Raw genomic sequence first — 13,809 nt, forward strand, 5'->3', positions numbered from 1 at the left:
AGGGCGTGCCACCACTATAAAAAGGGGCTCCCTATTTTTGTAAATATAAAGCCCCTTTTCATAGTGCTGTCAGGAGATACGCACTACTTTGGTAGTTTGCTTCTCCCCTTCACGCGAGCGAATAGTGCTTTTAATTACTATTTATCACTAACGAAAACATCTTAATAACTATCTTAATTCTTATATTATACTAGCATTAGGCGGTATTCTAAATAGAAAAATAATAAGGAAGATTTGCGTCAATTAAGAAACTTGGCATTACGCGGCAGTTTTGATTGTGAAATTTCTTTTCATTAAATCAGATGCAAATTTTAGGCAAGCACAAATATTTTCCTTTTCTAATGATGGATATTGACGTACTATTTCCTACTGCGATTCGCCAACACTCAAAAATTCTAAAATAGTCTGCATTGTGATTCATTTGTTACGAATAAAAGGTTTTCTATTATAAGTTTCAGCATCAACAGTAATTCTGTCTGTGATAATTTCCATAAAAATTATTTTATACTACAAACTCACACAAAACAAATGCTGTTGGTCAATTTATACTAATTTTATAACCAAATTAGAAATAATGCAGCGCAAATACATTCTTCCTTTATTCTTAGTCATTCAAATTATTGCTTTAAAAATTATTCCCTACTTTCCTTTGCAGGTAGAACTTTATTATAGTAACGGCCTGTATCCTATTATTTCTAATATTTCTAGAATTGTATTGGGAATAATACCTTTTTCCTTGGGTGATTTGCTTTATTTTGTTTTGATTATTATTGGAGTTAAATGGCTTTTTACAAATAGAAAAAAGTGGAAATTAAATTGGAAAAATAACATTCTGGTAGTTTTAAGTTTCATCTCAGTTTTTTATTTTTGTTTTCACTTACTGTGGGGTTTAAATTATTACCGCCAACCGCTATTTGAAAAGATGAATATAGAACGCGATTATTCTGACGCTGATCTTTTGATCTTTACTAAAAAATTAATCGCAAAAACTAATGCTCTTCAACTTTTAATTACAAAAAATGATAGCTTAAAAGTAATTGTGCCTTACTCGCAAGAGCAAGTTTTCAAGATGAGTTTAAATGGTTACGAAACGCTTTCAAAAAAACATCCATTTTTTCAATATAAAAACCCAAGTGTCAAGAAATCATTATTCAGTTTACCACTGACATATATGGGTTTTGGCGGTTATTTAAATCCGTTTACTAATGAAGCCCAAGTCAATTATTTGGGACCTATGTACAGCTTTCCTATGACGACTAATCATGAAATGGCACACCAAATGGGTTTTGCTAGCGAGAGTGAATGCAATTTTATAGGATTTTTAGCCTCTGTAAATAATAAAGATAACTATGTTCAATATTCCGGTTACAGTACCGCTTTGCGGTATTGTATGGGAAATTGGTACGCTCGAGATGAAAAAATTTACAATGAATTACTAAAAACAATTAATCCAGGAATTTTAAAAAATTATAAAGAAAGTCAAGATTTTTGGAAACAATATGATACGATTATTGATAAAGGGTTTCATGCTTTTTATGATCAATTCCTGAAAATGAATCAGCAAAAAGATGGTCTAGAAAGTTATAGTAAGTATGTGGATTTAATGGTGAATTATTATAAGGAAAAGGATTTTTAAAATGATTAGTGATTGTAAATTAACGATTTTTTACTCGAGCGATCGCAACTAGCGTAGCAATTAAAATCTAAACTCGACGAACTTATTATTGCGATTTTTGAATGAGGATTTTTGAAATTAATAGTTATTAATTCTGAAAAAAATAAAGCATTTGTGATGGTAAAATAATGTAATTAAAGTCATGGAGATACTTCCTTCGTCAGTATGACAAAATAAGAGTGTATCAGTTAAGTTGACAAAAATTTTATAACTAGTGTAGAGATACTTCCTTCGTCAGTATGATAAATTGAGGGTGTATCAGTTATGAATAAATTAAAATCACAGAAAATGTAAAATAGTGTAGAGATAATTCGTTCGTCAGTATGACAAATTAAGGGTTAGATAAATTTAGATCAAACTTATCGTAAAATAATGCAGAGATACTTCATTCGTCAGTATGACAAATTAAGAATGTAATAGTTATGAATAAATAAAATCGCAGGAAGACTAAAATAGTGTAGAGATACTTACTTCGTCAGTATGACAAAATCAGGCGCTAGCTATTTCTATTTACGATTATATGGCTATGTACTATAAACTAAAAGCTAAGGACTAAGAAATAAAGACTAAGAACTTACGCACTAAATTTCATCGCTTATAAAAGTCGTAAAACTCTTCTTTTTAAAAGGTCTGATAATCAGGCGACCTTCGCGATCGAAGCGAATGTAGTTATAAACCCAGTTTAAGAAAACAACTGCCTTATTTTTAAAGCCGATTAGTGAAAACAGATGCACAAACATCCAAACAACCCATGCGAAAACACCACTAAAGTGATAGTGTGGTAGATCGACTACCGCTTTATTTCTACCAATTGTTGCCATCGAACCTTTATCTTTATATTTAAAAGCTTTCATGGTTTTATTTTGAATTAATCTTAGTAAATTTTCGCCTAACAACTCTCCTTGCTGCATTGCAGGTTGCGCCATCATAGGATGACCTTGTGGATAATCAGTTGATTCCATTGATGCAATATCGCCTACTGCAAATATGTCACTATATCCTGCAACTTGATTGAACTCATTTACACGAATACGCTCTACTCTTTCTACTAGTGACTTACTATCTAATCCTGCTACAATGGCTCCTTGAACTCCTGCAGTCCAAATTACAGTAGCAGTTTCAAAAATCAAATCGGAATTTGTAGTAATCGTGCGACCATCGTAATTAGTAACACGTACGTTTTTCCATATTTTCACTCCTAGATTTATTAGAAATTTTTCGGCTGCCGCAGAAGATTTCTCACTCATTGTATTCAAGATTCGGTCGCCGCTTTGAATCAAGTTAATTTGCATTTTGGCAATATCAAGATCAGGGTAATCTTTTTGTAAAATCGCTTTTTTCATCTCGGCAAGAGCGCCTGAAAGCTCTACGCCTGTTGGTCCACCACCAACGAGAACAAAATTAATAAGACTGTTTTGCTCCGCAACATCTTTAGTTAAAACCGCTTGTTCAAAATTCTCTAAAATTAAACTTCGGATATTTAGCGATTGCGGTATGGTTTTCATCGCCATACTGTTGCGCTCTATTTCTTTGTTACCAAAATAATTTGTTTTGGAACCAGTTGCAATCACCAAAAAATCATAACTTAATTCCCCAATTTCCCCAATTACTTTCTTGTTCTTAGTATCAATTTCCTCCACATTAGTCAGTCTGAAATAAAAATCATCATACTCTTGAATCACTTTCCGAATTGGATAAGCAATCGAACCCGCTTCTAGTCCGCCTGTGGCAACTTGATACATCAACGGCTGGAAATTATGATAATTGTGTTTGTCCAAAAGAACAACTTGTACTTTTTTATTTTTTAGTTTTTTGGCCAAAGCGATTCCGGCAAAACCGCCACCAATAATAACTATTCTGGGTAAAGTTGAATTTGGGATATTCATTTTTTCGTAAACATTTCAAAGTTATTAAGAATCAAATATACAAAGTTTTTTGATGTACCTTTTCGTCAAATAAAAGCAAACTTTTATTTTTTATGAAAATATCTTTTAAAAATAGGTTGCGTAACTTAGCCCTGATGGGAATGGAAATCCTTTATTTTTCTGGTTGTTCCAGAAAAATAAAGATTGAAATGCACAGCAGGATAGATAGTGTCAATAATAAATTATCGTGAGCTCCCAAATAAAAAATAGAACTTTGTAACAAAATCTACAATGCCATTACTAACGTATATATGAGTAAAAGTTTAGAACAATCATTTGTGAAGCAGTTGCAAGAAAATCAGAATATAATCCACAAGATTTGTAGGTTATATACTAATGATGATGATGCTCACAAGGATTTGTTCCAAGAAATTACCATTCAGTTGTGGAAAGCGTTTCCAAAATTTCGAGGTGATAGTAAGTTTTCCACTTGGGCCTATCGAGTAGCGCTGAATACTGCAATCACACTCTATCGAAAAACAAAGCGATCTATTAATACTGTAGAGTTTGAAGGGCGACAACATTTCTTGAATGATGTGGAATATGACTATGAAGAGGAAGAGCAACTAAAATTAATGTATAAAGCCGTTTACCAACTAAATGATATCGAAAAAGCATTGATATTTATGTATTTAGAGGATAAGGATTATCATGAAATATCAGAGACATTAGGAATTAGCGAGGTAAATGCGAGAGTGAAAATGAACAGGATAAAGGGGAAACTAAAGAAAATTTTAAATCCATTAGGAATATGAAAGAGCTGGATTTATTAAAAAAAGATTGGCAAAAGAGTGATAATACTTTTGTGCAAGTATCAGAAAATGACATTTACATAATGATCCATAAAAGATCGTCTTCGATTGTAAAGTGGATATTGATTATCAGCATTTTAGAAGTTTTATTATGGACTCTCTTGAGTCTTTTCTCTAATAGTGATGATTATCTAAGAGAAATAAAACATGTAGAATTAATTCCTTATTTTGATGCTTTGACTTATGTCAATTACGCCGTTATTTTAATTTTTATCTATCAATTTTATAAAAATTACATTTTAATTTCAACCACAACATCTACCAAAAAATTAATGCAAGATATATTGAAAACGCGATGCACAGTTCAATACTATGTTTGGTATAATTTAGGAATGATTGTTATTTATACTATTATCGCTTTTACAGTAGCATTTATTTACAATCCTCAAATGGAAGTTTTAAAAGAGAAAATTGCATCAAATAGCAACGTAATGATAATAACTGTTGGTGTTTTATTTCTTACTAGCTTGCTGTTTTTTGGATTATTTTGGTTATTCTACAGAGTTGTTTATGGCATATTATTGCGTAAACTTTTTATTAATTACAAAGAATTAAAAAAAATAGATCTTTAACTAAAAAATTTAAACTGCTAATCAGCCCAGCAAATAACTCACTTTGCTGCAGCTTAAATTCAATTATTCAGATTTCATGTTTGTACATAAATTTTAGACAAACAAACCTTACCTTAATATTGTCTGTGTTTTTCTAATAATCTATCTTTGCAGTCATAAAATTTTAAAAAATGATTAAGATTACTTTACCCGATGGGTCAATTAGAGAATATGCTTCTGACGTAACTCCGATGGATGTTGCTAAAAACATTAGTGAAGGATTTGCTAGAAACGTGATTTCAGCTTCTTTTAATGGTACAACTGTTGAAACCTCTACTCCATTGACAACGGACGGAAATCTTACATTATTCACTTGGAACGACGAGAATGGTAAGAAAGCTTTTTGGCATTCTACTTCACATGTCATGGCACAAGTTCTTGAGGAAATGTATTCCGGAATTAAATTAACTCTTGGGCCAGCAATCTCAAATGGATTTTACTATGATGTAGATTTTGAAGATCATAAAATTACAGATGCTGATTTCAAAAAAATTGAAGACCGCGTTCTTGAAATTTCAAGAGGAAAACATGAGTTTAAATTACGTCCTGTAACTAAAGCAGAAGCTTTAGAATTATATAAAGACAACGTTTATAAAACAGAATTAATCACAAATCTTGAAGACGGAACAATTACGTTTTGCGATCATGATACTTTTACTGATTTATGTCGTGGTGGTCATATTCCAAACACTGGGATTATCAAAGCGATGAAAATTATGAGTGTTGCTGGTGCATACTGGCGTGGTGATGAGAAAAATAAGCAATTGACTCGTGTTTACGGAACATCATTCCCTAAACAAAAAGATCTTACTGAGTACCTAGCACTTCTTGAAGAAGCAAAACGTAGAGATCACAGAAAGCTTGGTAAAGAACTTGAATTATTTGCTTTTTCAACTAAAGTGGGTGCGGGATTGCCTTTATGGTTGCCAAAAGGTGCTGCATTAAGAGAACGTTTAGAGCAATTCTTAAAAAAAGCACAGAAAAAAGCAGGTTACGAGCAAGTGGTTACGCCGCATATTGGACAGAAAGAATTGTATGTAACTTCTGGTCACTATGCAAAATATGGAGCTGATAGCTTTCAACCAATAACTACTCCGCATGAAGGTGAAGAGTTTTTGTTAAAACCAATGAACTGTCCACATCACTGCGAAATCTACAATGTGCGTCCGTGGTCATACAAAGATTTGCCAAAACGTTATGCTGAATTTGGAACCGTTTACAGATACGAACAAAGTGGTGAACTACATGGTTTAACTCGTGTAAGGGGTTTTACTCAGGACGACGCACATATTTTTTGTACTCCAGATCAATTGGATGAAGAATTCAAGAAAGTAATTGACTTGGTTCTTTATGTTTTTGGTTCTTTAGGATTTGAAAATTTCACTGCTCAAATCTCATTGAGAGACAAAGAAAACAGAGAAAAATATATTGGTAGCGATGAAAACTGGGAAAAAGCAGAAAATGCTATTATAAGTGCCGCTGCAGATAAAGGTTTGAATACTATTATTGAATATGGTGAAGCTGCTTTTTATGGTCCGAAACTGGATTTTATGGTCAAAGATGCTTTAGGTAGACAATGGCAATTAGGAACAATTCAGGTAGATTATAACTTACCAGAACGTTTTGATTTGACATACAAAGGTTCTGACAATGAATTACATAGACCTGTGATGATTCATAGAGCTCCATTTGGTTCAATGGAACGTTTTATAGCTATTTTATTAGAACACACAGCAGGAAATTTCCCACTTTGGTTAATGCCAGAACAGGCTATAATATTGTCTTTGAGTGAGAAATATGAAATATATGCGAAAAAAGTTTTAGATTTGCTAGAAAATCACGAAATTCGCGCCCTGATTGACAACAGAAATGAGACTATAGGTAAAAAAATTAGAGATGCGGAGATGCAAAAAATCCCATTTATGCTTATAGTTGGTGAAGAAGAAGAAAAAAACGGAACAATTTCTATACGACGTCACGGTCAGGAAGGAAAAGGAAATATTACAGTTACAATCGATGAATTTGCTACGCTTGTAAACGAAGAAATCAGCAAAACATTAAAAGTATTTACAGTTTAACTTAAATTATAAAGTCATAGCAATAAGAAGCAACAGAGGTTACCAACCTCGCGTAGAAAAAAAAGATGCCCATAGAATAAACGGCCTTATTCGTGGTATACAAGAAGTACGACTTGTAGGAGAAAATATAGAGCCTGGAGTTTTTAAACTTACAGAAGCTTTACGATTAGCAGATCAATTTGAATTGGATTTAGTTGAAATTTCACCTAATGCCGAGCCGCCTGTTTGTAAAATCATGGATTACAAGAAATTTGTTTACGAGCAAAAGAAACGTGATAAAGTCCTTAAAGCAAAGTCGACGCAAGTGACTGTTAAAGAAATTCGTTTTGGACCTCAAACAGATGAGCATGATTACGAATTTAAGAGAAAGAACGCAGAAAAATTCTTAAAGGAAGGTGCTAAATTAAAAGCATTCGTTTTCTTTAAAGGTCGCTCGATTATTTACAAAGATCAAGGTCAAATCTTGCTGTTAAGATTAGCGACAGATCTAGAAGAATTTGGTAAAGTAGAAGCTATGCCCGTTCTTGAAGGAAAGAGAATGATTATGTTTATCGCTCCAAAGAAAAAGAAATAAAGCTCTTGGCTCTGAGCCTTTAGCTAAAAGCTAATAGCCAAAAGCATTCAGCCGAAAAATAAGTAAGTAAGAATAAATTAAAACACTAGGAAAAAATGCCTAAAATGAAAACCAAATCTAGCGCCAAGAAACGATTCAAAGTTACTGGTTCTGGAAAGATTAAAAGAAAGCATGCTTTTAAAAGTCACATCTTGACTAAAAAATCTAAAAAACGTAAATTAGCTTTGACACATTCAGCGCTAGTTCACAAAACAGATATGAAAAGCATTAAACAACAATTAAGAATTATCTAATAAGTCTAAAGTTAGAAAGTCTTAGAGTCTAAAGTTAATTACTTTTGATATTTGACATTTGACATTTGACTAAAGATTTCTTTAGGTTAAAACAATTTAAAATAACCTTGGAGTATGGCCATTAAGTGCTTTTGATTTAATTCAAGCCGCCTGCTACAAAAAAAACAATAAAATTATGCCAAGATCGGTAAATTCAGTTGCTAAAAGAGCAAGAAGAAAAAAAATAATGAAGCAAGCCAAAGGTTTCTTTGGTAGACGTAAAAACGTTTGGACAGTTGCTAAGAATGCGGTAGAAAAAGCAATGTGCTACGCTTACCGTGATAGAAAAGTGAATAAGAGAAATTTCCGTGCTTTATGGATTCAACGTATCAACGCTGGGGCTAGATTGGAAGGAATATCTTATTCTCAATTTATGGGTAAAGTGAAAAAGCATAATATCGAATTGAACCGTAAAGTTCTTGCAGATTTAGCTATGAACCACCCAGAAGCTTTCAAAGCAATACTTAATAAAGTAAAATAAACGTTTTATCAACACAATTTAGATTACTTACTTATACAAACCCCATTCGCTTAGCGTAATGGGGTTTTTTATTTTCTAGCCATTTTTATTGAATTACTATTTTTGCAACTTATATTTCTCGATAATATATTTCGTTATTGGTTTCAATGGTTTGCCCGTTTCAGGATTAAAACCAGAAGTATTAAATAGTTCAATTACTCCTTCATTTTTAGAATACCAAATTAAAGCATTACCATTTTTAAAGAAGGTAAGCTTATGATTTGAATTTACTTTTTTTAAATGGATGGTATTTTCATCCAAAGGAAAAACGGTATTTAATTGTCCAATTGCTAATTGATTAATACCACAATCTACTTCTTCATAATGATCCTCTTTCCACTGCATACATTCCTTTTTCGGAAAAAAGACTCCTTTGACTGTGTATCCCATAAAACATAAAGAAAGCAAAACTAAAAAACCAATTGCAATGCTTTTTCCAGTATTATTTTTAGATATAATCACTATCGGTTCTTCTGATAATTTATAAACCTTACGCATTATTTCATTTTTTTCTACTGGTAAGAATTCTGGAATCTTTGCTGTTTCATTTTCATCACTTTGCAAATACTTACTGTAAGGTCTTGGGATAAAATCTACAATTACGGCTGCTAATTCAATTCTGGTCACATGCTCTGAATCTTTCTCTTCCTTCAAGAATGAAATTATCGGTTTGAATTTACTCACATCAAAATTCACTATCGCTCTCCTTATACTTCCCACCTCCTTTGCATTAAAAAACATACTGAATATATTTTCGTCAGTAGTATTTAATCCGTTCTCAAATAGCAACAAACACAAATTTCGCAATTGTGCAGGAGTAGGATTCAATAAAATCCCTGACACATCATCACGCTTCTTTACTGCATATTTTGCCCTAACAGCTTTCTTATATTCTTCAAAAGTAATTTTACTCATAGACCTTAAATAGAATTTAAAAGAATTTATCGGAATTAGTAGAATCACTGGAATTCCATTACAATTTTTCAAGACATCAAGCATTCCTTTGCTTCAGAATTCGTTGTTGTCCTAACCTGCAATTAAGACAAATGTACAAAACTGGTTCTAAAAAGTGATGCAAAACAGCTTAGTTCATTTATTCGGGAAGTATAAATAAAACTATTCTGTTCCGGCGCACTTCACTTCCCAAAAAGCAAAAAGAGCAATTCCAATTTCAGGAATCAGACTCAGGGTAAAATCCGATTTCAAAATCGGACAGCCCAACTTATGTCTAATTTTTAATCTCAAAAAAAATGAAAAGAATAATTTTAGTATCGCTATACTTTCTGGCGAGTATCTTAATGAACTCCTGTACTACAGACGATTTAGAGAACAACACCACTAATGAAAAACTACAACTAAATGTTGACTTCGATTCAGGAGGTAATCAAAATGGACAAACTCCTATTCCTCCACCAAAGTAATATTTACAAATGTTAATTAAAAATAGATCACAGTTTTAATTAATTTCTGTATTTTCGGGGAATGCTACTAAAAAAGTTACATTCCCCAATTTTCATCGTATCAATGCTATTTTTATCTGGGTTTATGTCCTGTAAAAAGGAGCTAAAAACTAATGCAAAATCCACTGTCAACAAAGCCTACGATAACTATTATACTATTGCGGAGAAGCACATGTCTAATCAAAAATTTGATAGTGCTTTTTATTATTTTAATAAATCAAAGTCGGTATGTGATGTTAACACCGATCTTAACCGAATCATCTATTCGTTATTAAGAATGGCTTACATCCAGCAGATAGAGGGTGATTATTCAAGCAGTGAGACAACAGCTACAGAAGTAGTTTCCTATTTTCAGCACCATACCAACGCTGCTTATAAATGCTCGGCCTACAATATCCTAGGAATAAATTATGAAAACCTATACGACTATAACAACGCTATTCTATATTTTAATCTAGCTTATAAACACGCAGAAAGTGAGTTACAAAAGGCCATACTCAAGAATAATCTAGCAGTTGTTTATATGGATAAACATGATTATAAAAAAGCTATAACAATTCTAATTCCATTGTCATTAGGTAAAAAAGAAGTGAGCGATACAGAACATTATGCAAGAGTACTTGATAATCTTGGGTATTGCTATTTTAAAACAGACAACCCAAATGCTTTAAGTTATTTAAATGAAAGTTTGTCGATGCAAAAACAAGTAGATAATAAATTTGGAATGATTACAAGCTATAATCATTTATCAGAATTTTATCAGAAAAGCAATAGATATCGAGCCATTGATTATGCGCAATTAGCATACAAAAAAGCGAGCGAAATAAATAGTATTGATGATCGTATTGCATCTTTAGCGTTATTGATTCAAGCCAGTACGGGAACTGAATCCAAGAAATATTCGCTAAAACATCTTCAAATCAGCGATAGTATTAAAAAAGTTAGACAAAAAGCAAAAAATAATTTTGCAAAAATAAAATACGATTCTAAAATTGAAAAGGAAGAAAATCTAAATCTTAAAACACAAAAAATTGAAGATACATTACAATTAGAAAAACAAAAAAACAAGAATTTAGTACTGTATTTCATAGTTGGATTTGGCTTTACTATAACCAGTTTTATCTATTATTATTTAGTAGCCAAAAATGAAAGAGAAAAAATAAAATCCTCCTATACTACTGAAATTAGAATAGCCAAAAAACTTCACGATGAATTAGCAAATGATGTCTATCAAACTATGGCTTTTGCTGAAACACAAGATTTATCTACAGCCGATAATAAGGAACTTTTACTTAATAATCTGGATACTATTTATTCCAGAACTAGAAACATATCCAGAGAAAATAGCGCAATAGAAACTGGCAATTTATTTATACCCAATCTAAAAGAAATGATGTCGGGTTTTAATACTAATTCCATTAACATTCTAATAAACGGACTGGATACCATTAACTGGGCAACTGTTGAAGAGAATAAAAAAATTACTGTATATCGAGTGCTTCAAGAACTATTAGTAAACATGAAAAAACATAGTAAATGCAGTCTAGTAGTACTTACTTTCAAAAATATTAAAAATAAATTACACTTAGATTACAGTGATAACGGGGTTGGAGTTGTATTTGACGAAATAAATTTGAAAAATGGACTTCAAAATGTGGAAAACCGTATTCTAGCTATAAAAGGAACAATTACTTTTGATACTAAATCCAATAAAGGATTTAAAACAAACATAATATTTCCAATATAACTGTACTCAATATGTTTAATAAAGTTTTAATTGCCGAAGATTTAGACACCATAAGCATCGCCATAGTTCAAGCGTTAGAAACACTTTCTATAACAGAAATTCATCATACAAAATATTGCGATGATGCACTTTTAAAATTAAAAAAAGCTCTTCATGACAATGTACCTTATGATTTAGTTATAAGTGATTTATCATTCAAAGTAGACCATCGGGAAAATAAGTTAACCTCTGGAGAAGAACTTATTGAAGCTATAAAAAAGGTACAACCTGGAATAAAAACAGTCATTTTTTCTATCGAAGATAAATCATTCCGAATAAAATCTCTGTTTAACAATCTTGGAATAAATGCTTACGTATGTAAAGGTAGAGATAGCATTCAGGAGCTTCAAGCTGCAATTCAGCGTATTTCTAATAATGAAGAGGTAATAGTATCAAACGAATTAGCGCTTGCTTTACGAGATAAAACTATTTTTGAAATTGAGTCCTACGATATAATACTTTTAAAATCATTAGCTAAAGGGCAAACACTGGACGAAATTTCTTCAGAATTTAAAGATTCCAGAATTCAACCAAATGGCAGTAGCAGTTTAGAAAAACGAATAAACCGACTAAAAATATACTTCAAAGCTAACAATAACGTGCATTTGATAGCAATTACTAAAGATTTAGGACTGATCTAAAAATACCAATTCATCTTTCTCCGAAATTTACACATAACAATACCATTGCTCCTATTTGTAGCATAATTTTTTATTTGGCTGTTGCCAAGTAAAAATCGAAAACGCAACCACCTTTTCTCCAATGGAGATGAATTATTTAGCTGGACTTTCCTATTTATAGTGCACAAATCCAACACACTTATAAATTACAAAAATATTATAGAAATCACTTAATTAAGTTTCAAAAAAGTCGCTTCCATAAAATATTATATTGAAGACCTTTGATTGTATATGACACCAACTTCACCGTACCAAATAAAGTAAAAAAAACAATATAATAGAATAAATAATTTAGAAACTGCCTTTATTGATTGCAATCCAATACTAACAATCTGTATAAAATAGTTTTATGGGTGAAACTACTATTTTTCAATTAAAATATTAAATTTCCTACTTTATAATCACTTTTAAATATTTCATTTACAACTATTTAAAAAATTATCATCATACTTTTTTATTATATTCTTTGCTTTTACGGAAACCCGTAAACTTCTTGATTTTCATAATCCTAATTTTGAATATTAATATTTAAAAGCATTAAAACAAATCATTTAAAGAGCAAAGTAATAAGTAGAGCTACAAATTATTAAATAAAAAAGCCATTAAGTCTTGGTGGCAAAATCTAAATGATTAAAAATGCAGCTTATTATTAAATTTTAATAATAATAATAATAATAGGTGTACTCAACTGTGATACAGATAAAATTATTGCTAAAAAATTATCACTGAAAAAGAACGAAAATAATAAAAACATTTCTAATATAATGATACTAAAAAGTGACAATTATTTAATAAAAAATATGACTAAAATTGTTTTCGCTATTTACAAGATCATTTTCTGTGTAACCATCGCATTTACCTGGAATAGTATTGCTGCAACACTAAAAAACAATAAATCGAGTAATGTGCAATCTTTAAATAAGGCTGATTCCGCAATTGTTATTAAAAAGAATAAGCAGCTAATTTTAAATAAAAACAAAAAAACAAATCACTTTAAAAAATTCATTGTTCCTCAAAAGTATAGTTTGTTGCCCAACTTAAAATTTACTGAAAAATCTCCAACAAGACACAAGAAAGGGAAAATTATTTATAAATATTCTTAAAATATTCTTGATAACAATACAATATTCGTTATGATTTTAATCATAGAATTACGAACAACTAAACTATTGATAATGACACCATCTACTCTGATATACTTGAACTTATTTTTCTATGCCCAAGTTGGATTCCTAATATTGGGCTCAATATTCATCGCTTATATCGTATATCATATCTGGAAAAACCGCTGATCGCGGTATTAATCTCTACTAACTTAAACAGAAAAAGTATTAAATATACTTACAAACACAAAAA

The 13,809-nt window shown here is 31.2% G+C and carries 13 protein-coding genes; 11 read left to right on the top strand and 2 right to left on the bottom strand.

The features are described from left to right. Positions 1-574: 574 nt before the first annotated feature. On the top strand, positions 575-1,636 hold the full coding sequence (locus BUA99_RS01305) for a DUF3810 domain-containing protein (protein ID WP_072987186.1): 1,062 nt from the start codon (positions 575-577) through the stop codon (positions 1,634-1,636). Between the two features lie 620 nt (positions 1,637-2,256). Here the strand turns inward: BUA99_RS01305 and BUA99_RS01310 are convergent. After that, positions 2,257-3,561, bottom strand: coding sequence for an NAD(P)/FAD-dependent oxidoreductase (locus BUA99_RS01310; RefSeq protein WP_072987189.1), 1,305 nt, complete (start codon positions 3,559-3,561; stop codon positions 2,257-2,259). A gap of 290 nt (positions 3,562-3,851) precedes the next feature. Here BUA99_RS01310 and BUA99_RS01315 point away from each other — a divergent pair, with 290 nt between their 5' ends. The 6 genes from BUA99_RS01315 to rplT all read left to right on the top strand — a co-directional run bounded on the left by BUA99_RS01315 (position 3,852) and on the right by rplT (position 8,488). Continuing rightward, complete coding sequence (locus BUA99_RS01315; RefSeq protein ID WP_072987192.1) at positions 3,852-4,355, top strand: RNA polymerase sigma factor; 504 nt, start codon at positions 3,852-3,854, stop codon at positions 4,353-4,355. Then, positions 4,352-4,984 carry a hypothetical protein gene (locus BUA99_RS01320; RefSeq protein ID WP_072987195.1) on the top strand — a complete coding sequence of 211 codons (633 nt, stop codon included), beginning with the start codon at positions 4,352-4,354 and terminating at the stop codon, positions 4,982-4,984. The genes BUA99_RS01315 and BUA99_RS01320 overlap by 4 nt, the downstream gene beginning before the upstream one ends. A gap of 170 nt (positions 4,985-5,154) precedes the next feature. After that, entirely contained in the window at positions 5,155-7,101 is a 1,947-nt protein-coding gene (thrS, locus tag BUA99_RS01325) for a threonine--tRNA ligase (protein ID WP_072987198.1), read from the top strand. 16 nt (positions 7,102-7,117) lie between these two features. After that, positions 7,118-7,675 carry a translation initiation factor IF-3 gene (gene infC, locus BUA99_RS01330; protein WP_370566874.1) on the top strand — a complete coding sequence of 186 codons (558 nt, stop codon included), beginning with the start codon at positions 7,118-7,120 and terminating at the stop codon, positions 7,673-7,675. Between the two features lie 95 nt (positions 7,676-7,770). Then, complete coding sequence (gene rpmI, locus BUA99_RS01335; protein ID WP_022827375.1) at positions 7,771-7,968, top strand: 50S ribosomal protein L35; 198 nt, start codon at positions 7,771-7,773, stop codon at positions 7,966-7,968. Positions 7,969-8,143: 175 nt separating this feature from the next. Further along, positions 8,144-8,488: a 50S ribosomal protein L20 gene (gene rplT / locus BUA99_RS01340; RefSeq protein WP_072987204.1), complete on the top strand. Its 345-nt coding sequence runs from the start codon at positions 8,144-8,146 to the stop codon at positions 8,486-8,488. Between the two features lie 96 nt (positions 8,489-8,584). Here the strand turns inward: rplT and BUA99_RS01345 are convergent, their stop codons facing one another. After that, positions 8,585-9,442: a hypothetical protein gene (locus BUA99_RS01345; protein ID WP_143151700.1), complete on the bottom strand. Its 858-nt coding sequence runs from the start codon at positions 9,440-9,442 to the stop codon at positions 8,585-8,587. Between the two features lie 335 nt (positions 9,443-9,777). Here BUA99_RS01345 and BUA99_RS15060 point away from each other — a divergent pair, with 335 nt between their 5' ends. The 4 genes from BUA99_RS15060 (at position 9,778) to BUA99_RS01360 (ending at position 13,556) form a co-directional block, all read left to right on the top strand. Further along, the gene (locus BUA99_RS15060; RefSeq protein WP_159430921.1) at positions 9,778-9,948 is read left to right on the top strand and encodes a hypothetical protein; all 171 of its coding nucleotides are present in this window, start codon (positions 9,778-9,780) and stop codon (positions 9,946-9,948) included. Positions 9,949-10,072: 124 nt separating this feature from the next. Continuing rightward, a complete protein-coding gene (locus tag BUA99_RS01350; RefSeq protein ID WP_159430922.1) occupies positions 10,073-11,734 on the top strand; it encodes a tetratricopeptide repeat-containing sensor histidine kinase in 1,662 nt (553 codons plus the stop codon). 11 nt (positions 11,735-11,745) lie between these two features. After that, complete coding sequence (locus BUA99_RS01355) at positions 11,746-12,414, top strand: DNA-binding transcriptional response regulator (protein WP_072987215.1); 669 nt, start codon at positions 11,746-11,748, stop codon at positions 12,412-12,414. An 839-nt stretch (positions 12,415-13,253) separates the two neighbouring features. Continuing rightward, entirely contained in the window at positions 13,254-13,556 is a 303-nt protein-coding gene (locus BUA99_RS01360) for a hypothetical protein (RefSeq protein ID WP_143151701.1), read from the top strand. Positions 13,557-13,809: the final 253 nt, after the last annotated feature.

Source organism: Flavobacterium segetis (assembly GCF_900129575.1).
Lineage (GTDB): Bacteria > Bacteroidota > Bacteroidia > Flavobacteriales > Flavobacteriaceae > Flavobacterium > Flavobacterium segetis.

What these genes read in the sequence shown, in the direction of transcription:
- rplT (WP_072987204.1), top strand. Translation starts at nt 8,144, where the DNA reads ATGCCAAGATCGGTAAATTCAGTTGCTAAAAGAGCAAGAAGAAAAAAA.
- BUA99_RS01360 (WP_143151701.1), top strand. Translation starts at nt 13,254, where the DNA reads ATGACTAAAATTGTTTTCGCTATTTACAAGATCATTTTCTGTGTAACC.
- BUA99_RS01350 (WP_159430922.1), top strand. Translation starts at nt 10,073, where the DNA reads ATGTCCTGTAAAAAGGAGCTAAAAACTAATGCAAAATCCACTGTCAAC.
- BUA99_RS01355 (WP_072987215.1), top strand. Translation starts at nt 11,746, where the DNA reads ATGTTTAATAAAGTTTTAATTGCCGAAGATTTAGACACCATAAGCATC.
- BUA99_RS01345 (WP_143151700.1), bottom strand. Translation starts at nt 9,442, where the DNA reads ATGAGTAAAATTACTTTTGAAGAATATAAGAAAGCTGTTAGGGCAAAA.
- BUA99_RS01315 (WP_072987192.1), top strand. Translation starts at nt 3,852, where the DNA reads ATGAGTAAAAGTTTAGAACAATCATTTGTGAAGCAGTTGCAAGAAAAT.
- BUA99_RS01310 (WP_072987189.1), bottom strand. Translation starts at nt 3,561, where the DNA reads ATGAATATCCCAAATTCAACTTTACCCAGAATAGTTATTATTGGTGGC.
- BUA99_RS15060 (WP_159430921.1), top strand. Translation starts at nt 9,778, where the DNA reads ATGAAAAGAATAATTTTAGTATCGCTATACTTTCTGGCGAGTATCTTA.
- thrS (WP_072987198.1), top strand. Translation starts at nt 5,155, where the DNA reads ATGATTAAGATTACTTTACCCGATGGGTCAATTAGAGAATATGCTTCT.
- BUA99_RS01320 (WP_072987195.1), top strand. Translation starts at nt 4,352, where the DNA reads ATGAAAGAGCTGGATTTATTAAAAAAAGATTGGCAAAAGAGTGATAAT.
- rpmI (WP_022827375.1), top strand. Translation starts at nt 7,771, where the DNA reads ATGCCTAAAATGAAAACCAAATCTAGCGCCAAGAAACGATTCAAAGTT.
- BUA99_RS01305 (WP_072987186.1), top strand. Translation starts at nt 575, where the DNA reads ATGCAGCGCAAATACATTCTTCCTTTATTCTTAGTCATTCAAATTATT.